Source organism: Streptomyces sp. NPDC034099 (assembly GCF_055575415.1).
In genome coordinates, this window is the sequence record NZ_JBVISR010000005.1 from 193,820 (window position 1) to 215,841 (window position 22,022).

The window sequence follows — 22,022 nt, forward strand, 5'->3', positions numbered from 1 at the left end:
CCTAGGGACGGGCCGCCCGCCGTCCGCTCTCCGCCCGCGCCCTGCCCTACAGTGCCGCCGCCAGCTCGGTGCCCTGCTTGACGGCGCGCTTGGCGTCCAGTTCGGCGGCCACGTCGGCGCCGCCGATGAGGTGGGCGCTGTGTCCGGCGGCGACCAGGTCGTCGTACAGGCCCCGGCTCGGCTCCTGGCCGGTGCACAGGACGACCGTGTCGACCTCCAGCACGGTGGACTCGTCGCCGACGGTGATGTGCAGCCCGGCGTCGTCGATCCGGTCGTAGCGGACGCCCGGGACCATGGTGACGCCGCGGTGCTTCAGCTCGGTGCGGTGGATCCAGCCGGTGGTCTTGCCGAGGCCGGCGCCGACCTTGGACGTCTTGCGCTGGAGCAGGTGGACGGTGCGCGGCGGTGCGGGGCGTTCGGGCGCGGCGAGGCCGCCGGGGCCGCGGTAGCCGGTGTCGACGCCCCAGAGGCGGAAGTACGTCTCCGGGTCCTCGTGCGCCTTGTCGCCGCCGTCGGTGAGGTACTCGGCGACGTCGAAGCCGATGCCGCCCGCGCCGAGGATCGCGACGCGCTCGCCGACGGGGGCGCCCTCGCGCAGGACGTCGAGGTAGCCGACGACGGAGGGGTGGTCGACGCCGGGGATGTCGGGCGTGCGGGGGGTGACGCCGGTGGCGACGACGACCTCGTCGTGGCCGGTGAGGTCGTCGACACCGACACGGGTGTTCAGGCGCACGTCGACGCCGTGTGCCGCGAGCTGGGTACGGAAGTAGCGCAGCGTCTCGTCGAACTCCTGCTTGCCGGGGACCTTGCGGGCGACGTTCAGCTGCCCGCCGATCTCGCTCGCGGCGTCGAACAGGGTGACCTGGTGGCCGCGTTCGGCGGCGCTCACCGCGCAGGCGAGGCCGGCCGGTCCGGCGCCGACGACGGCGACGTGCTTGCGCCGCCGGGTCGGGGACAGGACCAGCTCGGTCTCGTGGCAGGCGCGCGGGTTGACCAGGCAGGAGGTGATCCGGCCGCTGAACGTGTGGTCCAGGCAGGCCTGGTTGCAGCCGATGCAGGTGTTGATGGCCTCGGGCCGGCCGGCCGCGGCCTTGGCGACGAAGTCGGGGTCGGCGAGCATCGGGCGGGCCATCGAGACCATGTCGGCCGTGCCCTCGGCGAGCAGCGCCTCGGCCACCTCGGGGGTGTTGATGCGGTTGGTGGTGACGAGCGGGACCGACACCTCGCCCATGAGACGTTTGGTCACCCAGGTGTAGGCGCCGCGGGGCACGGAGGTGGCGATGGTGGGGATGCGGGCCTCGTGCCAGCCGATGCCGGTGTTGATGATCGTGGCTCCGGCGGCCTCGACGGCCCGGGCGAGGGCGATCACCTCGTCGAGGGTGGAGCCGCCGGGCACCAGGTCGAGCATGGAGAGGCGGTAGATCACGATGAAGTCCTCGCCGACCGCCTCGCGCACCCGGCGGACGATCTCGACGGGGAAGCGCGTGCGGTTCTCGTAGGAGCCACCCCAGCGATCGGTGCGGTGGTTGGTCCGCGCGGCGATGAACTCGTTGATCAGGTAGCCCTCGGAACCCATGATCTCGACGCCGTCGTACCCGGCCTCGCGGGCCAGCCGGGCGGTGCGGACGTAGTCGTCGACGGTGCGCTCGATCTCGGCGTCGGTCAGCTCGCGCGGCACGTGCGGGCTGATCGGGGCCTGGAGCGGGCTCGGGGCGACCAGGTCGGCGTGGTAGGCGTAGCGGCCGAAGTGCAGGATCTGCAGGGCGATGCGGCCGCCCTCGCGGTGCACGGCGTCGGTGACCACACGGTGCCGGTCCGCCTCCGCCTCGGTGGTGAGCTTGGCGCCGCCCTCGTACGGGCGGCCCTCGTCGTTGGGGGCGATGCCGCCGGTGACGATCAGGCCCACTCCGCCGCGGGCCCGGGCGGCGTAGAAGGCGGCCATCCGCTCGAACCCTCGCTCGGCCTCCTCCAGGCCGACGTGCATGGAGCCCATCAGGACCCGGTTGGGGAGCGTGGTGAAGCCCAGGTCGAGCGGGCTCAGCAGGTGCGGGTAACGGCTCATCGGGCCCTCCGTGCGCGGTGACGTGCCTCTGTTGTAGAGGACGGCCACCCCATTGTGCAACTAGTTGCACAATGGGGTGGCGCACACCTCACCGCACCCGGCGGGACCCGTTCAGCGGCTCTCGAGCCGTACGTGCATCTCCCGCTCCTGGTCCCCGGAGGCCTGGCTCAGGTCGTGCACGGTGAACAGGGAGTCCAGGGTGGTGCGGAGCCTCTCGACCGCCCAGTAGCCGCCCTGCGCGTCGGCCTCCACGGACGCCCCGAGCCGGGCGGGGCCGCACTCGCCCCGCTGCTCGTCGGCCACGTCGAAGGTGCCGAGCCACACGGTCGGGCGCACCTCGTCGTACTCCCGGGTCACGTCGCCCGTGTGCCGGTCGGAGGAGAAGCACGCGCACAGGGTGTCGAACACGGTCCGGGCGTCCTCCTTGCTGCACCCGCTCAGCTCCACCGAGACGGACTCCGGATGCAGTCGCTCACCGTCCATCGTGATCGCTCCCTCTCGTGGTCATGGCCGATACCGCTCTCCCATACCCCCAGAAAAGCACCACCGGCGGCCGGGCGCGAAGGGGCCGGGTCAGCTCCGGGTGAACCGGTACGTCTTGCTGTCGGTGAGCACGCAGAACCCGGGTGACACGACGATCACGCGCAGGGTGCCGGTACGCCGGTCGTAGTCGACGCCCTCCGCCTCGAAGCCCCCGGAGCAGGCGCTGCGCAGGGGCAGCTGCCGCAGCGCGATGACGTGCCCGGTGACGTCGGCGGTGCCGTTCGGCGCCGCCGACAGGTCGATCCTCAGCAGCGGCTTGGTGACGCCGAAGAGCGTGCCCTCCGGGTCGTCGGAGGAGCACAGCAGCGTGGTGGCGTCCAGGAAGTCGCAGCCCTGGACGTCGCGCACGGCGTGGTCCAGATGGACGGTGGCCGCCTGCGAGAGGTTCGCCGAGGGGGAGGTGGCGGGGTTGACGCCCGGGTTCGGGAAGACCAGCAGCCGGTTCATGGTGCCCCACTCGCCCGCCAGCATCCACTGCCCGTCGGGCGAGACGGCGGACCACGAGTTGTTCAGCGCCTCGCCGGGGCTCAGCGTGTGCACGTACTCCGACCAGGTCCCGTCCGGCGCCTGCACGCGGAACATCTTCGTGTTCCCGTCGTCTCGCTGGTACGGCTCGACGTAGTGGCCGTCGTAGGAGGCGTCCGGATCGCCGACATGGTTCCAGCCGCGGGTACTGAGGCCGAGCGGAATGGTGCCGATCCCGGTGTAGCGGTTGGGGCTGCCCGCCGGGACCTCCACCGAGGCCAGGCCCTGACTCTCGGTCAGCGGGTCGGCCCGGTCGGAGCCCACCTCGGTCCAGGTGTCGGCGGCCCGGGCGCTTCCCTCGGGGGCGTCCGCCCGGGCCGGGCCCGCGAGGGCGGCGGAGAGGGTGAGGACGGCGAGTCCGGTCAGTGCGGCGTGACAACGTTGCCGGGCGCGCAGGGGCATCGGGGTTCCTCGGTGGGGGTGGCCGGGCGGCACGGGGCGGGCGTGGGGTACTCGGCGCACAGTCTGGCCCGGCCATGGAGTCATGTACAGACCAACTCCGGACGTGCTTCGTGCGGCGGTCCCCGGCCCGCGGGGAGATGCTGGGGGGAGACGGCGGAGCCCTGACGAACCGGTCCTCGGCGCGGTGGAACGCGGTAGAACAAGGAGGTCGGCATCGCAGGGCGTGCCGCGTCGAACGGCGAAGGCGGGGCGTGGGATGAGTGCAGCGGGGTCTGCGGGGTTCGAGGGCGAGCCGTCGCCGCGCGGCCCGGTGGGGCCCAGCGGGCTGCTCGACCTGCTGAACGTGGCCTCGATCGTCCTGGACGCCGAGGGCCGGATCGTCCTGTGGAGCCCGCAGGCCGAGGAGCTGTTCGGCTACTCCGCGCGGGAGGCGCTGGGGCGGTACGCCGCCCGCATCATGGTCCACGAACGCCATTTCGACCTGGTCGTGAAGCTGTTCGAGGACGTCATGAGGACCGGCCGGAGCTGGGCCGGTGCCTTCCCCGTCCGGCACAAGGACGGCAGCACCCGGCTGGTGGAGTTCCGCAACATGCGCCTGCTTGACGACCGGGGGGACGTCTACGCCCTCGGACTCGCGGCCGACCAGTCGATGGTCCGCCGCGTGGAGCGGGACGTCGCCCTGTCCACGAGGGTGATCATGCAGTCCCCGATCGGTCTGGCCGTCCTGGACCCCGGGTTGCGGTACGTCTCGGTCAACCCGGCCCTGGAACGGCTCAACGGCGTCCCTGCCGAGGACCACCTCGGCCGGACCATCCGTGAGCTGCTGCCGCAGGTGGACGCCGGCCCGCTGGAGGCGGCGGCACGCGAGGTGCTGGAGACCGGACGGCCGGTCGTCGACCGGACCGCGACCGGGCGGACCCCCTCCGACCCGGACGAGGAGCACACCTGGTCGGTCTCGCTGTACCGGCTGGAGGACGCCCTGGGCGCCGTACTGGGCGTGGCCGTCTCGGTCGTCGACGTCACCGAGCAGTACCGGACGGCGGCCGAGGCCGAGAGCGCGCGGCGCCGGCTGGCCGCCGTCGCGGACGCATCCGCCCGGATCGGCACCACGCTGCAACTGGACCGCACCGCGTACGAGCTGGCCGACGTGGCCGTGCCCGGCCTCGCCGACATCGCCGCCGTGGACCTGCTGGACGCCGTGGTCGAGGGCCGGCGCAGCACGCTGGGCCCGGCCGAACCCGCGGTGCTCAGGGCACTGGCCGTGCGCGCCGACGACGACGCCGGGGACGCGCTGCGGGCGGCCGACCCGCCCGGCCGGGTCGCCCGGTACGGCCCGGACCGCCTGGTCACCGAGTGCGTGCGCACCGGCCGGCCGGTGATGGTGGCGCGGGTGACGCGCAAGGACCTGGAACGCGTCGCCCGCTCGCCGGAGGCGGCCGAGCTGTTGCGCCGGGCGGGCGTCCACTCGTACCTGGCCGTGCCGCTGATCGCGCGGGGCGAGGTGCTCGGCGCCCTGGACCTGAAGCGGATCGCCAACCCCGTGCCGTTCGACGAGGACGACCTGCTGCTGGCCCGGGAGCTGGCCGCGCGGGCGGCGCTGCAGATCGACAACGCCCGCTGGTACCAGAACGCCCGCGACACCGCCCTCACCCTCCAGCGCAGCCTGCTTCCCAGCCATCCGCCGGTGACCGGCGGGCTCGAGGTCGCCTCCCGCTACCAGCCGGCCGGGGGCACCAGCGAGGTCGGCGGCGACTGGTTCGACGTGATCGAGCTGGCGGGCGGCAGGACCGCGCTGGTGGTGGGCGACGTGATGGGCAGCGGCATCGCGGCGGCGGCCTCCATGGGGCGGCTGCGCACCGCGACGAACACCCTGGCCGCCCTCGAACTGGACCCCGCGCAGCTGCTCGGGCACCTGGAGCGGACCACGGCGGGCCTCGACCAGGCCATCGCCACCTGTCTGTACGCCGTCCACGACCCGCACCGGCGGCGGTGCCTGATCGCCAACGCCGGGCATCTGCCCCCGGTCCGCCTGCGGGCCGGCCGGCCGCCCGAGCTGCTGGACCTGCCCACCGGGGTGCCGCTGGGGGTGGGCGGCGTCGCCTTCGCCACCACCGAGGTCGGCCTGGAGCCGGGCGACCGGCTGGTCTTCTACACCGACGGCCTGGTCGAGACGCGCAGACATCCGCTGGACGAGCGGCTGGACGCGCTGCTCGCCCTGCTGGAGGGCCCGGACCGCCCTCTGGAGGAGGTCTGCGACCTGCTGCTGCGCACCCTGCACGAGCCGGAGAACTCCGACGACGTGGCCCTGCTGATCGCCCGGGCCACGCCGCCGGAATCGCGGTACGGGGCCCGGACGGTCAGCCCCTGACGCCGATCACCACGTGGGCGTACAGCTCCTCGCAGACCGCGAGGCGGGTGGTCAGGCCGGCCCGGGTGAAGGCGGCGACGGCGTCGGGCGCCTGGCGTTCGCTCGTCTCGGCCAGCAGGCAGCCGCCCGGGGCGAGCCAGCCGGGCGCCGCGGCCGCGACCCTGCGCAGCACGTCGAGGCCGTCGGTGCCGCCGTCCAGGGCGACCAGCGGTTCGTGGTCGCGGGCCTCGGCGGGGAGCAGGGCGACCTCGTCCGTGGGGACGTACGGCACGTTGGCCGCGAGGATGTCCACCCGGCCGCGCAGCGCGGCGGGCAGCGCGTCGAACAGGTCACCGGTGTACACCCGGCCGCCGGCGTCCGCGAGGTTGCCGCGGGCGCAGCGCACCGCGGCGGGATCGACGTCGGCGGCGTGCACCTCGGGACGGTCGAGGGCGGCCGCCAGGGCCGCGCCGACGGCCCCGGAGCCGCAGCACAAATCCACGACGACGTGCGCGTGCGGCGCGTGGGCCAGGGCCTGGGACACCAGGAACTCGGTCCGGCGGCGGGGCACGAAGACACCGGGGGCGACCGCGATGCGCAGGCCGCGGAACTCGGCCCAGCCCAGGACGAGTTCGAGGGGCAGGCCGGTGACCCGGCGGTCGACCAGCGCGGTGAGTTCCGCGGCGGTGCGGGCGGCGGTCAGCAGGAGCGCGGCCTCGTCCTCGGCGAAGACGCATCCTGCGGCACGCAGCGCGGCCACGACGGCGTCACGCGACGGGAGAGCCGCCGAGAAGGGGGCGACGAGGTCCGGGGAGGACGCGGGGGTGGGCGAAGCGGGGAAGGTGGGAGGCATGGAAGCCGAGAGCCTTTCGGGAACCGAAGGGCGCTCTCCCGGTCACTCGTTTCCGGTGACCGCACTGCCGTGAGGTGAGAGCACCCGGGCCGACACAGCGGTAATCGGTCTCACCTCCCAGTCGTCCGGCGGCCGGGGCGGTCCGCGGCCGACGGTCACACTACCCCAATGATCAGACGCCGACGGCCTCCCGCACATGGTTGACTCGCGCAACCTCCTGGTCAAAGTTGTACTGTGCAACCAGCACTGCGGAGGAGGAGCGGAGGAGGAACCGTGACGGCTGCCGAGACACCGGAAGAGACGACCGTCGCTCCCGGCGGACGCCCCGCGGACGCGGCCGTGGAGACCATCCAGCGCGAGATGACGGTCTTCGCCCGCCGGGCCCGCGCCTCCGCGGGACGCATGCACCCGGAGCTGTCGCTGGTGTCGTACACGCTGCTGGGTCACCTGGAGGAGCGGGACGGCCGCCGGGCCACCGACCTGGCCGCCCACTACGCCCTGGACAAGTCCACCGTCAGCCGCCAGGTGTCCGCGCTGGAGCGCGCCGGGCTGATCGAGCGGCGCGTCGACCCGGACGACCACCGCGTCCAGGTCCTGCACCTGACGGAGTCCGGACGGCACGCCCTGGACCGGGTCACCGAGCGCCGCAGGACCGCCTTCCGGGAGCGGCTCGCCGACTGGCCCGAGGATGACCTGCTCCGCTTCGCCGCGTATCTGGAGCGGTACAACGCGTGGCCGGGTGCGGCCCCGGGCGGGGACCCGGTCTGAGCGGCGCCGGGGACACGTACCGTTGACGGGTACGCACTGATCACGCCGGCCGCGGGCAGCCCGCCCCGGCGGCCCGAAAGGCTCCACCGCATGAACACCACCCGAGGCTTCACCGGGCGCCCGCGCGCCGCCCGGCCGGGACTGCCGCCCGGCCAGTACGACGCGGGCGACGACTGGCCCGTGCTGTCCGCCGAGGTCACGCCCGAGATCGCGCCCGCCGACTGGACCTTCCGCGTGGGCGGCCTGGTGGCCGAGCCCCGCACCTGGGACCTGGCACAGGCCCGCCTGCTGCCGGCGTCCGGGTACGCGGGCGACATCCACTGCGTCACCGGCTGGTCGAAGTTCGGGGTGCGGTTCGGGGGCGTGTCCCTGGACGCCTTCCTGGACGCGGCGGGCCCCCTGCCGTCGGCCACGCACGCGGTCGCCCACGCGCACACCGGCTACACGGCGAACCTGCCGCTCGCCGACCTCACCGGCGGACGGGCCTGGATCGTGTGGGAGTACGACGGGGAGCCGCTCGCCCCCGAGCACGGCGGCCCGGCCCGGCTGGTGGTGCCGCACCTGTACTTCTGGAAGAGCGTGAAGTGGATCGCGGGGCTCGAACTCCTCGACCACGACGAGCCGGGCTTCTGGGAGCAGAACGGCTACCACGCGCGGGGCAATCCCTGGGAGGAGCAGCGGTACTCCGGTGACTGAGACAGCCACGCACACGGCAGGGGCCTTCACACCCCCGACGCGGTTCGCCGTGCCCGGGCGCATCGAGGTAAACGGCCGGGTGGCCGGGACGTGGCAGACGGCCACGCTCACCGAGATCCGCCGCGAGACGCCCCGCGCGTCGACCTTCCGCTTCGCCGTGCCCGGCTGGGCGGGCCATCTGCCCGGCCAGCACCTGATGCTGCGGCTCACCGCCGAGGACGGCTACCGGGCCCAGCGCCACTACTCGCTGGCGTCCGCCCCGGACGAGTCGGGGCACATCGAGCTGACCCTCGACCGGGTGCCGGACGGGGAGGTGTCCGGCTGGTTCCACACGGTGGCGCGGCCGGGCGACCGGATCGAGGTGCGCGGCCCGCTCAGCGGCTTCTTCGCCTGGCCGGGCGACCGGCCCGCCCTGCTGCTCGGCGCCGGTTCCGGCGTCGTACCGCTGATGTCGATGGTGCGGCACCACCGGGCACGGGGCCTGACAGTGCCGCTGCGCCTCCTCGTGTCGGCGCGCGGCCCCGAGGAGCTGATCTACGCCCGTGAGTTCGGCGCGGAGACGACGCCGGTGTTCACCCGCACCGCGCCGGCCGGGACGCCCGTGGGCCGGCTGACGTCCGCGCACCTGGCGCCGTTCCTGTCCGAGCCGCCCGCCGGCGGCTGGGAGGCGTACGTGTGCGGGTCGAACGCGTTCGCGGAGCACGCCTCGCGGCTGCTGGTGGCGGCCGGACAGCCGGTCGACCGGATCCGGATCGAACGCTTCGGCTGATCCCGCCGGGTTCGTGAGCGAGGCCCGCAGGACTGGGTACCAGTCCTAGTGCGGGCACTCGCACACGTGGCGCGACACGAAGGCACGGCGGCCCCCGCACTCGACGGCCGTCCGCCCGCCCTCCGGTCGCGGTGATCGCGGGGAGGTCGACATGCGAACCCGGGTACGCGGCTGGCGCTGGCGGCGCAATCCCCTGCGGCGCCGGTCGGACGTCGTCGAGGCGTGGACCACGGTGGTCGTCGCCCTCCTGCTGTTCGTGGCCGCTCCGCTGCTCGGCGCCGCCACCGCGTGGTGGGGCTACGGACAGGCCCGGGCCATCGTCGCCGAGCAACGGGCCGAGCGGCACCAGATCCGTGCCACGGTCGTGGACCGGACCCCCGACGCCCTGTCGACGGGGCAGCTCGGCGGACAGCAGACCTACCGCGCGACCGTCCACTGGAGGGCGGCGGACGGCGCGGAGAAGAGCACCACGGCCCGGGTGCCGGCCGGCACCCGGCACGGTGACAGCGTCGACGTGTGGCTGGACTCCCACGGCCAGAGCGTGCCCCCGCCGTCGGACGGTGCCGAGATCTGGCAGCACAGCGCCACCATCGGCTCGTTCACCACCATCGGGACGGCGCTCACGGTGCTGCTCGCGCACCGCGCCGTACGCGCGGTGGCGCTGCGCCGGCGCATGGCGGAGTGGGACCGCGACTGGGCCCTCACCGAGCCGCAGTGGACCCATCGCCGGGCCTGACCGCACCCCCCTCCCGCGCGGTTCCCGAGTAGGGCCGGACCTGGCGTTTGCGCGAACCGCTCACGTACCGTGTGATCATCCGTACGGTCTGCCGCGTCTCCCCGCAAAGGCGGTTCTCGATGGCCCTGTTCGACCTTCCGCTCGACGAACTCCACGCCTACCGCAGCGCGTCGGTCGAGCCCGAGGACTTCGACGCGTTCTGGAGCAAGACGCTCGCCGAGGCCCGCGAGCACGACCTGGACGCCCGCTTCGAACCGGTCGACACGGGACTGTCCACGGTGCGGGTGTACGACGTGACGTTCGCCGGGTTCGGCGGTCACCCGGTGAAGGGCTGGCTGACCCTGCCGGCCGCGGCGTCCGAGCCGTTGCCGCTGGTCGTGGAGTTCGTCGGGTACGGCGGGGGACGCGGGCTGCCGCACGAGCACCTGCTGTGGGCGTCCACCGGCCGGGCCCATTTCGTGATGGACACCCGCGGCCAGGGCAGCGCCTGGGGCGGCGGTGGCGGGACCCCCGACCCCGTCGGCGGCACGCCCGCGTACCCGGGCTTCATGACCCGCGGCCTGGACGCTCCGGAGAACTACTACTACCGCCGGGTCTTCACCGACGCCGTGCGCGCCGTCGAGGCGGCCCGCTCCCACCCGCTGACCGACCCGTCCCGCACGGTCGTGCTGGGCGCGAGCCAGGGCGGCGGCATATCGATCGCGGTGGGCGGACTCGTGCCGGACCTGGTCGCCGTCGCGCCGGACGTGCCGTTCCTGTGCGACTTCCCGCGCGCGACCACGCTCACCGACCGGCACCCCTACCGCGAGGTCGGCCTGTACCTGAAGACGCACCGCGGCCGGACCGGGGACGCGCTGCGCACGCTGTCCTATTTCGACGGTGTGCACTTCGCGGCGCGGGGCCGGGCTCCGGCACTGTTCTCGGCCGCCCTGGAGGACCAGACCTGCCCGCCGTCGACCGTTTTCGCCGCGTTCAACGCCTGGACGCACGAGGACAAGACGATCGAGGTGTACGACTTCAACGATCACGAGGGCGGCGGGCCGTACCAGGAGGCGGCCAAGCTGCGCTGGCTGAGCCGCCACGCCTGAGGTCCGTGGGTGGTGTTTCGGCCGAACCGGCGGACCGGTCTTCCCTGCTGGTTTAGACCAATGGTAATCCTGGTGGCGCACCGAGCCCGCGCGGCTACCGTACGTCATCAACAGGAGGCGCGGCATGGCCCGCACCACCCCGCACGTCCCGTCCCCCGCCGACCCGCCGACCGCCGACGTCCGGCCGCCCCTGTACCGGCGGGTGGCGGACCAGCTGCTGGGCGAGTTGCGCGACGGGACCGTCCCACCGGGTGAACGGCTGCCCGGCGAGCGCCGGCTGGCGGAGCACTTCGGAGTCAGCCGGGAAACCGTACGGCAGGCGCTGGACGTGCTGCGCAGGGACGGTCTGCTCACCACCGACCGGCGGGGCAGTCACGTCGCGCTGCCGGGGCCGCCGGCCGGGAGTCCGGCACCCCTGGTCTTCCCGGTCGGCGCCCGGGCGGCGGAGCCGCGCACCGGTGAGCGTGCCACCGTCGTCTGGGGGACGCCGCCGCCGGAGCACGCCGCGGCGCTGGGGCTGGTGCCGGGCCGGCCCACCCTGATGCACCACTACACGTCGGCGGTGGCCGGGGGCGACGGCCGGCGGACGGCCGTGACATCGTTTTCCGCGGTGGCGCTCGCCGAGGTCGAGGAACTGGCCCGCTATCGCGACCGCGCCGACGGGGTCGCCCGCGCGCAGCTGCGGCGGGCCTACGACTGGATGCGCCGGGCGGGCCTGACGCTGCATCACCGGGACACCATCACGCTCCAGCCCGACACCGCGTCGGTCCGGGTCGTACGGCGGGTGCACGACCAGTACGCGCGACCGCTGGAGATCACCGACCTCCTGGTGGACACCCGGCAGGACGCCCTGGTCTACGAGTTCACCCTGCCGGCGGCGGGCTGACCCGGCGCGCTACGGGAGTCGCCGGGCCACGACCAGCCGGACCCGCGGGCTGCCGTCGGGGCGGCGCCCGAACTCCGGCAGGGCGTGCAGGTCCGTCCGGAAGCCGGCCCGCGACAGCTCGCGGCCCACGTCCCCGAGCCGGAACGTCCGGTAGTACATGACGAACGGCGGCCGCCACAGCGCGTTGCGCACCCGCATCGCGGCGTCGAAGCCGAGCAGCGTCCAGTACCCCGGTGAGCCGGGGCGGGGCGGGGCGACGACGGGGAAGGCGAAGCAGCCGCCCGGCCGCAGCACGGAGCACACCTGGCCGAACAGGCCCGGCAGTTCGCGGGGCAGGAAGTGCCCGAAGGCCCCGAAGCTCACCACGAGGTCGAAGGCGGGGCCGAACGGCAGGGCGCGGGCGTCCGCGCGCACCCAGGAGACCGCCGGGCCCCGCGGCAGGGTGCGCCCGCGCGCGACCTCCAGCATCCCGGCGCTGAAGTCCACGCCGGTCACGCTCCGTCGGCACACCCGGGCCAGCACGTCCAGGCCCGCGCCGGTGCCGCAGCACAGGTCGAGTCCGGCGGCGAAGGGGCCCAGCGGCTCCAGTGCTCGGGCCGCGGCGGCCAGCACCCGGTCCGGCGTCCGGTACGGGGTCCGGTCGAACTTCGGTGCGAGCAGGTCGTAGCCGTGCTCGACCGACGACAGTGCCTGGACGGCGAGTTCGCGCAGGGTGGGGCCCTCGGGGCTGAACATCCGGTCAGCCCGGGGTCTGTCCGGCGGGCCCCGCGGGAGCGCGGCGCCCGTCGAGCACGGTGAGCGCGTACGCGCACCAGCGGGCGTTCTCCCGCTCGAACGCGATCCCGGCGGCCAGCGTGAGGTAGGGCCCGACGCGGTCGGCCTCCCGGAGGTGTTCCTCCTCGGTGCGGCCGTCCAGGAGGCGTTCACGCACCCGCTCGTAGCGGGCGAGCTTGCCCAGCGCCCAGGCCCTGCGCTCCTCGACCAGCGCGCGGACCGCCGCCGGGTCGACGCCGTCCATGGCCTGCATCTTGATCAGGAACTCGTCGCGGATGGCGGTGGGCCGCCGGGTCGGCTCGGCCGCGAAGACGCCCAGTTGCTCCCGGCCCGCTTCGGTGAGCGAGAACAGCCGCTTGGTGGGCCTGCGTTCCTGCGGCACGGTCCGGGCCTCGATGAGTCCGTCGCCCGCGAGGCGCTCCAGCTCCCGGTAGAGCTGCTGCGGCGTGGCGGGCCAGAAGTTGGCGAGCGACACGTCGAACACCTTGGACAGCTCGTAGCCCGAGGCCTCGCCCTCCAGCAGGGCGGCCAGGACGGCGTACTTGAGAGACATGTCGACACGCTAGCAAGCACGGCCCACGACGACTACTCTACTCCACACCTATTCAAATAGTTCAGTATGAAGGAGTGGCGATGCGGGCGTTCCGCGCGGCGGTCGAGGCACACGACATGGACGCCGTCGAAGCACTGCTGGCCGACGACGTGGTGTTCTCCAGCCCCGTCGTCTTCAAGCCCTACCACGGCAAGGCGATCACGGCGGCGATCCTGCGCGCGGTCGAGCGCGTCTTCGAGGACTTCCGCTACGAACGCGTCATCGGGGAGGCGGACGGCCGCGACCACGCGCTGCTCTTCGCGGCACGGGTGGGCGACCGGGAGATCAGCGGCTGCGACTTCCTGCGCCTCGACGCGGCCGGCCGCATCGCCGAACTCACGGTGATGGTGCGCCCGCTCTCGGGCGCGCAGGCCCTTCAGACGGCCATGGCCGCGCAGTTCGAGCGGATCGCGGAGGAGGCGCAGGGGACGCGGGCGAGTTCGGCCGGCTGAGCCCGGCCCGGAACACGCGGAAGACGACAACAGCTTGCGCACCGGCCGCGTTGCACGGGGTGGGACATCACCTGTCCCGCCCCACCGCCACGGCGCACGGTCCCGTGGTACGGTGCAGTCAGCACTTGTGTACGCCCCGTCGATCGGGGCGCCGGTGCCAGTTTCCCTTCGGTTCGCGGATCCGCCCGTCCCGGTGTGTCCGCTTCTCAGCCCAACCTCGTGAGCAGGGGCTTCGCCCCGCCGTGTCCGAGGTGCTGTTCCCGCCGTCCGGAGGCGTGTCGTCCGACCCCTCGCGCGGCTTCCCCCTTCCTTCCGCATGTCCCATGCCCGTGTCCTCGAAAGGACCGACCACCATGACCACCACACTCGAACACCCCCCTGTACAGCAGTCCCCGACCGAGATCGCGAGCGGTGTCCTCGACATCGAGGCGGGCGGAAAGGGGCGCCTTCGGGGCAGGAGCCTGCATCCCGAGCCCTCCGACCTCACCCTCTCCCCCGCGCTGATCCGACGGCACGGGCTGCGCAAGGGCGACCTCGTCGAGGGGGTGTGCGGCGACCGGCGCACCCTGACCGACGTCGTCCGCGTCAACGGCCGCACGCCCGACCGGCGGAGCGCGCGACGGCACTTCGCCGACCTGACCCCGCTGCACCCGCACGAGCGGCTGCGGCTCGAACACCCGGCGGCCGGCCTCACCGGACGCGTCGCCGATCTGATCGCCCCCGTCGGCAAGGGCCAGCGCGGCCTGATCGTGGCTCCGCCGAAGACCGGCAAGACCGTCCTCCTCCAGCAGATCGCCGCCGCGGTGGCGGGCAACCACCCGGAGTCCCGGCTGATGGTGGTACTGCTCGACGAACGCCCCGAGGAGGTCACCGACATGCGGCGCTCGGTGCGCGGCGAGGTGTACTCCTCGACCTTCGACCAGAGCGCCAAGCAGCACATCGCGCTCGCCGAGCTGGTGATCGAGCGGGCCAAGCGGCTCGTCGAGGCCGGGGAGGACGTCGTGATCCTCCTCGACTCCCTCACCCGGCTGTGCAGGGCGCACAACAACGCCGCCGCCTCCGGTGGCCGCACGCTCAGCGGCGGCGTCGACGCCGGGGCGCTGCTCGGGCCCAAGCGCTTCTTCGGCGCGGCCCGCAAGGCGGAGGAGGGCGGCTCCCTCACCGTCCTCGCCACCGCCCTGGTGGAGACCGGCTCGCGGGCCGACGACTTCTACTTCGAGGAGCTCAAGAGCACCGGCAACATGGAACTGCGGCTGAGCCGGGAGCTGGCCTCCCACCGGGTCTTCCCCGCCGTCGAACTGGTCGGCTCGGGCACCCGGCGCGAGGAGCTGCTGCTCTCCGCCGCCGAGGCCACCGCCGTGCGCGGGCTGCGGCGGGCCCTGGGGACCCGGGACGGGCAGTCCGGCCTGGAGACCCTGCTGGAGCGGCTGCGCCGGACGCCGGACAACGCCACGTTCCTGCGGCAGGTGCAGCCGACGCTGCCCGCCGGCTGACGCCTGCGCCCACGGCGCCGACGGGCACCGCACTCCGGGCCCGGCTACGGCATCCGGGTGTTTGCGGAGCGGACCCGGCCCGGTCAGCGTGGCGGTGCGAGGGGCCGTTCCTACGTTTGCGGTATGACTATCGGATTCTCATCCCGGGCGGCTCGATCCAGCTGCATGCTCTGCGTGGCAGGGCTGCTGACGCTCGTGCCGGCCGCCGCGGCCGCCCCCGCGGAGCGGCCGGACCCCGGCCCGCCCGGCGGCGTCACGGCGGCCCCGCCGTCGCTGCTGTACCGCTCGGGCACCCAGGTCCGGCCGCACCCCACAGCGCCCCGGGTTCCCGATGTCTCCGCCCTGTCCTGGGTCGTGGCCGACGCCGGCACGGGCGATGTGCTGGCGGCGAACGACGCGCACCGCGGACTGCCGCCGGCCAGCACCCTCAAGACGCTGTTCGCCCTCACGGTGCTGCCCGCCCTGCCGGGCGGCATCCGGCACGAGGTCAGCACCGAGGACCTGTCCGGCATCGGCCCGGGCAGCAGCCTGGTCGGTGTGGTCGAGGGCCAGACGTACCGCGTCTCCGACCTGTGGAACGGCGTCTTCCTCAACTCCGGGAACGACGCCGTGCACGTCCTCGCCTCCCTCGCCGGCGGCTGGAGCGCCACCGCGGCCCGGATGCAGGCCGAGGCCCGCGCGCTCGGCGCCCTCGACACCCACGTCCGCTCGCCGGACGGGTACGACGCCCCGGGCCAGGTCTCGTCGGCGTACGACCTGGCCGTGTTCGGCCGGGAGGGGCTGCGGCGTCCCGACTTCGCGCGGTACTGCGCCAAGGTCGACGCGCTGTTCCCCGGCCGTGACGGCGGCTCGTACGGGATCATGAACACCAACCGGCTGCTGACCGGGGCCGACGGTGTGGAGCCGTACCCGGGGCTGATCGGCGTCAAGAACGGCTACACCAGCAACGCCGGCAACACCCTCGTCGCCGCCGCCCGCCGCGACGGACGCACCCTGGTCGTCACGGTGATGAACCCTCAGGAGGGCGGCGGCCACGCCGTGTACGAGGAGGCCCGTTCGCTGCTCGACTGGGGTTTCGAGGCGGCCGGCGAGGTCGACCCGGTGGGCTCGCTGGCCCACGAGGGCGTCCGGCCCCGGCAGGGACCGCAGGCCGTCCCCGCGGCGGCGACCGCGGCGAAGCCGGCCGAGGACGAGCCGGGCTGGCCGGAGACCGGCGCGATCCTGGGCGTGGCGGCGCTCGGCGCGGGCGTCATGGCGCTCGCCCTGCGGCTCAGGCTCGTACGGGACGACGGCAGTTGACGCGAGCGTCGTGCGCGTTCAGAACACCGACAGCCCCGTGAGCGTCGTGAAGCGGTCCAGGGCCGCCACCCCGGCCACCGAGTTGCCCCGCTCGTCCAGGCCGGGGCTCCACACGCACAGCGTGCAGTGCCCCGGTACGACCGCGATGATGCCGCCGCCGACCCCGCTCTTGCCCGGCAGTCCCACCCGGTGGGCGAAGTCGCCGGCCGCGTCGTAGGTCCCGCAGGTCAGCATCACCGCGTTGACCTGCTTGGCCCGGCTGCGGCTGAGCAGCCGGGTGCCGTCGGCTCGGACGCCGTGCCGGGCCAGGAATCCGGTCGCCAGGGCGAGGTCGGCGCAGGAGGCGGTGACGGAGCACTGACGGAAGTACTGTTCGAGGAGCACCGGCACGGGGTTGTCGATGTTCCCGTACGACGCCATGAAGTGCGCCAGCGCGGCGTTCCGGTCGCCGTGCGCGGCCTCGGAGGCGGCGACCTCCTCGTCGTGGGTGAGGTCCGGGTTGCCGCTCTCCGCGCGCAGGAAGGCGAGCAGTTCGCCGGCCGCGTCGCCGGTGCGGGTGTGCAGCCGGTCGGTGACGACGAGGGCGCCCGCGTTGATGAACGGGTTGCGCGGGATGCCGTTCTCGTACTCCAGCTGCACCAGGGAGTTGAACGGGTTGCCGGACGGCTCGCGGCCCACGTGCTCCCACAGGGCCTCTCCCTCCCTGGCCAGGTCGAGGGCGAGGGTGAACACCTTGGTGATGGACTGCGCGGAGAACGGCTCCCGCCAGTCCCCCACCCCGTACACCGTGCCGTCCGGCTCGGCGACGGCCATGCCGAAGCGGCGCGGGTCGCGGGCGGCGAGGGCGGGGATGTAGTCGGCGGGCCGGCCACTGCCCGGGGTCCGCTCGATCTCCTCGGCGATGCGCTCCAGGACCGGCCGGAAGGTCGTGGGTGTGTTCATGATCGCCATTCTCCCTCCGGGCCGGTCCGGGCGGCCGGAGGCCGACGGCGGGTGGACCCCCGTGCCGGGGTGGTGCTGGCCTCACCCCCGTTTCGGGGGCGGACGCCATTCTGCGGCGGGGAGATCGTTCACATACTCAGGTACATGGTCGAATCAACGGTGCTCGTCGAGAGCCTGCCCAAGCCCGCACGGGAAAAGGGACGCGAAAAGGGGAGCGACTTTTCCGAACTCTCACGGCGCATAGCCGACGCGGGTCTGCTCCGGCGGCGCCCGCTGTACTACACGGTCCGTTTCGGCGCCGTCGCCCTCGCGCTCGCCGGCGGTGTCGCCGCGTTCGTCTCCCTGGGGGACAGCTGGAGCCAGCTGTTCGTCGCGGTCGCGCTCGCCGTCGTCTTCGGCCAGCTCGGACTGGCGGCCCACGACCTCGCCCACCGGCAGGTCTTCACGCGCCGGCGCCCCAGCGAGGCGGGCGGTCTGCTGGTGGCCAACCTGCTGCTCGGCATGAGCTACGGCTGGTGGATGAACAAGCACACCCGCCACCACGCGAACCCGAACCACGAGGAGAAGGACCCGGACGTCTCCCCCGACATCCTGGTGTGGTCGCGGGGCCAGGCCGACCGGGCGACCGGGCTTCCGCGGTTCGTCGGCAAGCACCAGGCCGCCCTGTTCTTCCCGCTGCTGACGTTGGAGGGCCTCAATCTGAGCTTCAACAGCTTCAAGGCGCTGGGCAGCCGGGCCGTGAAGCGGCCGGTCCTGGAGGGCACGCTGCTCGTCGCCCACTTCGTGCTGTACTTCGGCGGCCTGTTCACGGTCCTCCCGCCGGGCAAGGCGCTCGTCTTCCTCGCCGTGCACCAGGGTCTGTTCGGGATCTACCTGGGCTCGGTCTTCGCGCCCAACCACAAGGGCATGCCGATGATCGAGGAGGGCATGCGGCTGGACTTCCTGCGCCGCCAGGTCCTCACCTCCCGCAACGTGCGGGGCGGCGTGCTCGTCGACGCCTTCATGGGCGGCCTGAACTACCAGATCGAGCACCACCTCTTCCCCAGCATGCCGACCCCCGCCCTCGGCCGGGCCCAGGCCGTCACCGAGGCGTACTGCGCCGAGCTGGGCGTGCCGTATCACCAGACGGGGCTGCTGGCCTCGCACCGCGAGGCCCTGCGGCACATGAGGAGCGTCGGGGAGCCGCTGCGCGCGGCCCGCTGAACGGGCGGCGCGCGGCGGTCAGCTGTGCAGCACGCCCGCGCCGAGCAGCCCGAACAGCAGGACGCCGACCGCGATCCGGTAGACGACGAACGCGTTGAAGGAGTGCTTGGCGACGAACTTCAGCAGCCAGGCGATGGAGGCGTAGGCCACCACGAAGGAGACGAGGGTGCCGACCGCCAGGGGCGCGGCACCCGCTCCGGTGCCCAGGGCGTCCTTCAGCTCGTACAGGCCCGCTCCGGTCAGGGCCGGGATGCCGAGGAAGAAGGACAGCCGGGTGGCGGCGACCCGGTCGAGGTCGAGCATCAGGGCGGTGGACATGGTGGCGCCGGAGCGGGAGAAGCCGGGGAAGAGCAGGGCGAGGATCTGGGAGCCGCCGACCAGCATCGCGTCCTTGAACGACGTGTCGTCCTCGCCGCGCTTGTGCCGGCCGGTGCGGTCGGCCCACCACATCACGCCGCTGCCGACGATCAGCGAGCCCGCGACCACCCACAGCGAGGCGAGGGGGCCCTTGATCAGGGGCTTGGCGGCCAGGCCGACGAGGACGATGGGGATGGTGGCGAAGATGACCCACCAGGCGAACTTGTAGTCGTGGTGGTACCGCTCGTCGCGGTCGCGCAGCCCGCGCGCCCAGGCGGAGACGATCCGCGCGATGTCCTTGGAGAAGTAGACGAGCACGGCGGCGATCGCGCCGACCTGGATGACCGCGGAGAAGCCGATGACGGCGTCGTCGTCGACGGGGATGCCCATCAGACCCTCGACGATCTTGAGATGTCCGGTGGAGGAGACGGGCAGGAATTCGGTCACCCCCTCGACGGCTCCGAGGACGACGGCCTGACCGATGCTGATGGCGCTCATGGCATCCAGTTCCTACTACACCAGCCTGTGAGCCCGGCGTCAGGTCCAGAGCGCGTCGGCCAGAGTCACCCCCGCGAACGCCGCCGCGAGGCCGGCCGCCACGCTCCCCACCACGTTCACGGCGGCCTGCAGGCGCGCACCGGTCTCGGTCAGCCGGAGCGTCTCGTAGGAGAAGGTCGAGTAGGTGGTGAGGGCGCCGCACAGCCCCGTCCCCAGCAGCAGCCGCAGCTCCGAGCCGGCGGCGCCGGCCAGGGCGGCGCCGGTCAGCAGGCCGAGGACCAGGCTGCCGATCACGTTCACCGTGAAGGTGCCCCAGGGGAAGACGGAGTCGTGCCGGGACTGCACGGCCCGGTCGGTGAGGTAGCGCAGCGGCGCGCCCACCATGCCGCCCGCGACGACCAGCAGCCAGTTCACGACGGCCTCCCGCCCTCGTACCTGACGACCTCGCACGGGTCGAGGGTGACCAGGCCCTCGGTGACGAGTTCGTCGAGCAGCGGCAGGAAGTCCCGGACCCGCTCCTCGGTGTCGACGACGACGACGGCCACCGGGAGGTCCTCGCTCAGGGACAGCAGTCTGGTGGTGTGGATCAGCGAGGAGGCACCGAAGCCCTCGACGCCGCGGAAGACGCTGGCGCCCGCGAGGCCCGCCGCGTGGGCGCGGTGGACGATCTCCGAGTACAGGGGGCGGTGGTGCCAGGTGTCGTTCTCGCCGACGTAGACGGTCAGGCGCAGGGCACTGCCGGTCAGCCTCGTCATGACTGCCTCCTCTTCAGGACCCGGCGGGCCGCCCATGCGGCGAGCCACACCGCCGTGAGTGCCGCGAGCGGGGTCGCGGCGAGGTAGGCCAGGCCGGTGGGGGCCCGGCCGTCGGCGAACAGGGACCGGGTGTCGACCGCGTAGGTGGAGAACGTGGTGAAGCCGCCGAGCACGCCGGTGCCGAAGAAGGGCCGGACCAGGCGGTGGGCCGCCCGTACTTCGGTGATGACCACCATGAACACGCCGATCACGGCGCAGCCCGCGGCATTGACCGCGAAGGTCGTCCAGGGGAAGTCCCCGCTCTGCGTCGGCCACCCCAGGGAGGCCGCGTAGCGGGCGGCGGCGCCGGTGCCGCCGCCGAGGGCCACGGCCGCGACGACCGGTGCCTGGGCGCGCCACCCGGACCGGCTCGGGGCGGCGGCCCGGGTGCCGCCGGGACGCCAGGTCTTCGGGACTGTCATGGTCGTACGTCTCCTACTCGCCGGGCAGGGGGACGCCCCCCGTGCGCAAGTCAAGTAGGGACCGTTGGCGGCGCCTGAGCCGCGGTTCTGGTACGGCGGGCCCCACCGCCGCGCCGCGCCCCGGGGGCCGCGGCCGATGCTCAGCGTAACGCCGGGGCGGCGCCCGGGTCACTCCGGGAGATGCCCGGTCACGCCGGGAGGGTGCCCGTGCCTACCAGCCCTTCTCGAACATCCGCGCCACCTCGGCGATCCGCACCTCGTCGCGCCGGTAGTACGTGCGGCGGCGGATCCTCCTGGCGCGGAGCAGGCCGAGACCGGCGAGGAGGCCCAGGTGGGTCTCGGCCACCCGGCGGGTCACCCCGAGCTTCGCGGCGACGGGGCCCGCGTGGACACCGTGCTCGACGGGGTCGACGCGACGCTGCGACGGGAAGTGCGCGGCCGGGTCCTTCAGCCACTCCAGGATGTCGAGACGGGTGCCGTGGACGGGGGTCCTGAGCATCTCGTCCTCCCTCCGCGCGAGCCCGCCCCTGCCGTGTCCCTCCACCTTCCCGCAGCCGGGCTCCCGTTGTCCGGCAACCGGGCCATTTGCACATTCAACCAATATCGGTTCCGGTGCTACCGTTCACCCATGGGAGCCAGGACGGCCGGCGCGCGGCTCGAGGAACGGTGGCGGGACATCCTGTCGGTGCACGCGCGCACGATGTGCGAGATCGACCGGGCACTGCACCCGCACGGCCTGGGCGCGAGCGACTTCGAGGTGCTCGACCTGCTCGTGACCGAGGGGCCCGGGGCCGGCGACCGGTGCCGGGTGCAGAACCTGGTCGGCCGGGTCCACCTGAGCCAGAGCGCGCTGTCCCGGCTGATCGCCCGGCTGGAGAAGGACGGGCTGGTGCAGCGCTCCATGTGCGCGGAGGACCGGCGCGGCGTGTACGTCGCGCTGACCCCCAGGGGCCGGGACCTGCACGCCGAGATACTGCCGCTGCAGCGGGCCGCGCTGGCCCGCACGCTCGGCGACGCCGAGGGCCCCCGCCCCTGAGGGGAGCGGAGGCCCTCGCCATCGGTCCCGCCCCTAGGGTCGGGCCAGCAGGGTGCGCACGCCGTCCGACGTGAGGGTGAGGCGGTGCTCCGAGCCGGCGTCGATGGACAGCGACAGGTCGTCGGCCGGCCACTGCGCGGCGAGGGCACCCAGCGGCACCATGCGGTAGCGGGAGACGTACGGCAGCAGGTCCGCCATCTCCAGCTCCGAGGTGAACACGGGCACCACCTGGCGGCCGCCCTGCTGTTCCAGTACCGGCAGCGCCAGCATGCCCGGGTCGGCGGTGTCCTGGTCGTTCGCGTCGTCGGGCACCGGCACGAGGACGTCACTGCTCGCGAGCGTGTCGAGCGCCGCCGTGTTGTCGGCGGCCTCGGGGGTCTCGGCGAGCGTGTCCAGTGCCCGCTGGGCGGGCGTCACGGGGTGGTCGTTCGCGGGTGTCTCCATGGCTGATTCCCTGGTAGCGGCGGTGTTGCGGCCCACGCGGG

Annotated in this window: 25 protein-coding genes; 12 read left to right on the forward strand and 13 right to left on the reverse strand. The window is 73.6% G+C overall.

Annotated elements, in window-relative coordinates; all coding sequences use genetic code 11:
* Nucleotides 1–46: 46 nt before the first annotated feature.
* From ACZ56V_RS16665 to ACZ56V_RS16675, 3 genes are all read right to left on the reverse strand, one after another.
* Nucleotides 47–2,062: an FAD-dependent oxidoreductase gene (locus ACZ56V_RS16665; protein WP_398911778.1), complete on the reverse strand. Its 2,016-nt coding sequence runs from the start codon at nt 2,060–2,062 to the stop codon at nt 47–49.
* 111 nt (nt 2,063–2,173) lie between these two features.
* Nucleotides 2,174–2,545, reverse strand: a complete 372-nt coding sequence (locus ACZ56V_RS16670; RefSeq protein ID WP_398911779.1) for a hypothetical protein — start codon at nt 2,543–2,545, stop codon at nt 2,174–2,176.
* A 90-nt stretch (nt 2,546–2,635) separates the two neighbouring features.
* The gene (locus ACZ56V_RS16675; RefSeq protein ID WP_468942964.1) at nt 2,636–3,532 is read right to left on the reverse strand and encodes a hypothetical protein; all 897 of its coding nucleotides are present in this window, start codon (nt 3,530–3,532) and stop codon (nt 2,636–2,638) included.
* 256 nt (nt 3,533–3,788) lie between these two features.
* On the opposite strand from ACZ56V_RS16675, the gene ACZ56V_RS16680 reads away from it, so the two are divergent.
* Nucleotides 3,789–5,900 (forward strand): SpoIIE family protein phosphatase, encoded by a 2,112-nt coding sequence (locus ACZ56V_RS16680; protein ID WP_467381143.1) that lies wholly within the window; start codon nt 3,789–3,791, stop codon nt 5,898–5,900.
* Here the strand turns inward: ACZ56V_RS16680 and ACZ56V_RS16685 are convergent.
* The gene (locus ACZ56V_RS16685) at nt 5,890–6,732 is read right to left on the reverse strand and encodes a putative protein N(5)-glutamine methyltransferase (protein WP_398911782.1); all 843 of its coding nucleotides are present in this window, start codon (nt 6,730–6,732) and stop codon (nt 5,890–5,892) included. The genes ACZ56V_RS16680 and ACZ56V_RS16685 overlap by 11 nt on opposite strands.
* A gap of 273 nt (nt 6,733–7,005) precedes the next feature.
* On the opposite strand from ACZ56V_RS16685, the gene ACZ56V_RS16690 reads away from it, so the two are divergent.
* The 6 genes from ACZ56V_RS16690 to ACZ56V_RS16715 all read left to right on the forward strand — a co-directional run bounded on the left by ACZ56V_RS16690 (nt 7,006) and on the right by ACZ56V_RS16715 (nt 11,675).
* A complete protein-coding gene (locus ACZ56V_RS16690; protein WP_398911783.1) occupies nt 7,006–7,500 on the forward strand; it encodes a MarR family winged helix-turn-helix transcriptional regulator in 495 nt (164 codons plus the stop codon).
* A gap of 90 nt (nt 7,501–7,590) precedes the next feature.
* Entirely contained in the window at nt 7,591–8,196 is a 606-nt protein-coding gene (locus tag ACZ56V_RS16695; protein WP_123621704.1) for a sulfite oxidase-like oxidoreductase, read from the forward strand.
* Nucleotides 8,189–8,965 carry a ferredoxin reductase gene (locus tag ACZ56V_RS16700; protein WP_468942968.1) on the forward strand — a complete coding sequence of 259 codons (777 nt, stop codon included), beginning with the start codon at nt 8,189–8,191 and terminating at the stop codon, nt 8,963–8,965. Before ACZ56V_RS16695 ends, ACZ56V_RS16700 begins: the two co-directional genes overlap by 8 nt.
* A gap of 151 nt (nt 8,966–9,116) precedes the next feature.
* The gene (locus ACZ56V_RS16705) at nt 9,117–9,701 is read left to right on the forward strand and encodes an Rv1733c family protein (protein ID WP_468942971.1); all 585 of its coding nucleotides are present in this window, start codon (nt 9,117–9,119) and stop codon (nt 9,699–9,701) included.
* Nucleotides 9,702–9,820: 119 nt separating this feature from the next.
* Entirely contained in the window at nt 9,821–10,789 is a 969-nt protein-coding gene (locus tag ACZ56V_RS16710) for an acetylxylan esterase (RefSeq protein ID WP_467381149.1), read from the forward strand.
* 124 nt (nt 10,790–10,913) lie between these two features.
* Nucleotides 10,914–11,675, forward strand: a complete 762-nt coding sequence (locus ACZ56V_RS16715; protein WP_398911787.1) for a GntR family transcriptional regulator — start codon at nt 10,914–10,916, stop codon at nt 11,673–11,675.
* 9 nt (nt 11,676–11,684) lie between these two features.
* Here ACZ56V_RS16715 and ACZ56V_RS16720 read toward each other — a convergent pair whose 3' ends face one another.
* Both ACZ56V_RS16720 and ACZ56V_RS16725 read right to left on the reverse strand, forming a co-directional pair.
* Nucleotides 11,685–12,410, reverse strand: a complete 726-nt coding sequence (locus ACZ56V_RS16720) for a class I SAM-dependent methyltransferase (protein ID WP_467381151.1) — start codon at nt 12,408–12,410, stop codon at nt 11,685–11,687.
* 4 nt (nt 12,411–12,414) lie between these two features.
* Nucleotides 12,415–13,002, reverse strand: coding sequence for a PadR family transcriptional regulator (locus ACZ56V_RS16725; protein WP_398911789.1), 588 nt, complete (start codon nt 13,000–13,002; stop codon nt 12,415–12,417).
* An 80-nt stretch (nt 13,003–13,082) separates the two neighbouring features.
* On the opposite strand from ACZ56V_RS16725, the gene ACZ56V_RS16730 reads away from it, so the two are divergent.
* From ACZ56V_RS16730 to ACZ56V_RS16740, 3 genes are all read left to right on the forward strand, one after another.
* On the forward strand, nt 13,083–13,493 hold the full coding sequence (locus ACZ56V_RS16730; RefSeq protein WP_398911790.1) for a nuclear transport factor 2 family protein: 411 nt from the start codon (nt 13,083–13,085) through the stop codon (nt 13,491–13,493).
* Nucleotides 13,494–13,846: 353 nt separating this feature from the next.
* Nucleotides 13,847–14,986 (forward strand): transcription termination factor Rho, encoded by a 1,140-nt coding sequence (rho, locus tag ACZ56V_RS16735; RefSeq protein WP_468942976.1) that lies wholly within the window; start codon nt 13,847–13,849, stop codon nt 14,984–14,986.
* Between the two features lie 123 nt (nt 14,987–15,109).
* Nucleotides 15,110–16,285, forward strand: a complete 1,176-nt coding sequence (locus ACZ56V_RS16740; protein WP_398911793.1) for a D-alanyl-D-alanine carboxypeptidase family protein — start codon at nt 15,110–15,112, stop codon at nt 16,283–16,285.
* A gap of 18 nt (nt 16,286–16,303) precedes the next feature.
* Here ACZ56V_RS16740 and ACZ56V_RS16745 read toward each other — a convergent pair whose 3' ends face one another.
* Nucleotides 16,304–17,236, reverse strand: a complete 933-nt coding sequence (locus tag ACZ56V_RS16745; RefSeq protein WP_467381160.1) for a glutaminase — start codon at nt 17,234–17,236, stop codon at nt 16,304–16,306.
* Nucleotides 17,237–17,371: 135 nt separating this feature from the next.
* Here ACZ56V_RS16745 and ACZ56V_RS16750 point away from each other — a divergent pair, with 135 nt between their 5' ends.
* Nucleotides 17,372–18,430, forward strand: a complete 1,059-nt coding sequence (locus tag ACZ56V_RS16750; protein WP_398911795.1) for a fatty acid desaturase family protein — start codon at nt 17,372–17,374, stop codon at nt 18,428–18,430.
* A gap of 18 nt (nt 18,431–18,448) precedes the next feature.
* On the opposite strand, the gene ACZ56V_RS16755 is transcribed toward ACZ56V_RS16750, so the two are convergent.
* The 5 genes from ACZ56V_RS16755 to ACZ56V_RS16775 all read right to left on the reverse strand — a co-directional run bounded on the left by ACZ56V_RS16755 (nt 18,449) and on the right by ACZ56V_RS16775 (nt 21,000).
* The gene (locus ACZ56V_RS16755) at nt 18,449–19,285 is read right to left on the reverse strand and encodes an undecaprenyl-diphosphate phosphatase (RefSeq protein ID WP_398911796.1); all 837 of its coding nucleotides are present in this window, start codon (nt 19,283–19,285) and stop codon (nt 18,449–18,451) included.
* Nucleotides 19,286–19,324: 39 nt separating this feature from the next.
* Complete coding sequence (gene crcB / locus ACZ56V_RS16760; RefSeq protein ID WP_398911797.1) at nt 19,325–19,699, reverse strand: fluoride efflux transporter CrcB; 375 nt, start codon at nt 19,697–19,699, stop codon at nt 19,325–19,327.
* Complete coding sequence (locus ACZ56V_RS16765; protein ID WP_398911798.1) at nt 19,696–20,040, reverse strand: DUF190 domain-containing protein; 345 nt, start codon at nt 20,038–20,040, stop codon at nt 19,696–19,698. Before ACZ56V_RS16765 ends, crcB (ACZ56V_RS16760) begins: the two co-directional genes overlap by 4 nt.
* Nucleotides 20,037–20,501, reverse strand: a complete 465-nt coding sequence (crcB, locus tag ACZ56V_RS16770) for a fluoride efflux transporter CrcB (RefSeq protein ID WP_468942982.1) — start codon at nt 20,499–20,501, stop codon at nt 20,037–20,039. The genes ACZ56V_RS16765 and crcB (ACZ56V_RS16770) overlap by 4 nt, the downstream gene beginning before the upstream one ends.
* Before the next feature lie 211 nt (nt 20,502–20,712).
* On the reverse strand, nt 20,713–21,000 hold the full coding sequence (locus tag ACZ56V_RS16775; protein ID WP_398911800.1) for an ArsR family transcriptional regulator: 288 nt from the start codon (nt 20,998–21,000) through the stop codon (nt 20,713–20,715).
* Between the two features lie 129 nt (nt 21,001–21,129).
* Here ACZ56V_RS16775 and ACZ56V_RS16780 point away from each other — a divergent pair, with 129 nt between their 5' ends.
* Nucleotides 21,130–21,537 (forward strand): MarR family winged helix-turn-helix transcriptional regulator, encoded by a 408-nt coding sequence (locus ACZ56V_RS16780; RefSeq protein WP_356364474.1) that lies wholly within the window; start codon nt 21,130–21,132, stop codon nt 21,535–21,537.
* 33 nt (nt 21,538–21,570) lie between these two features.
* Here the strand turns inward: ACZ56V_RS16780 and ACZ56V_RS16785 are convergent, their stop codons facing one another.
* Nucleotides 21,571–21,981 carry an SseB family protein gene (locus ACZ56V_RS16785; RefSeq protein ID WP_059297372.1) on the reverse strand — a complete coding sequence of 137 codons (411 nt, stop codon included), beginning with the start codon at nt 21,979–21,981 and terminating at the stop codon, nt 21,571–21,573.
* Between the last annotated feature and the right edge of the window lie 41 nt (nt 21,982–22,022).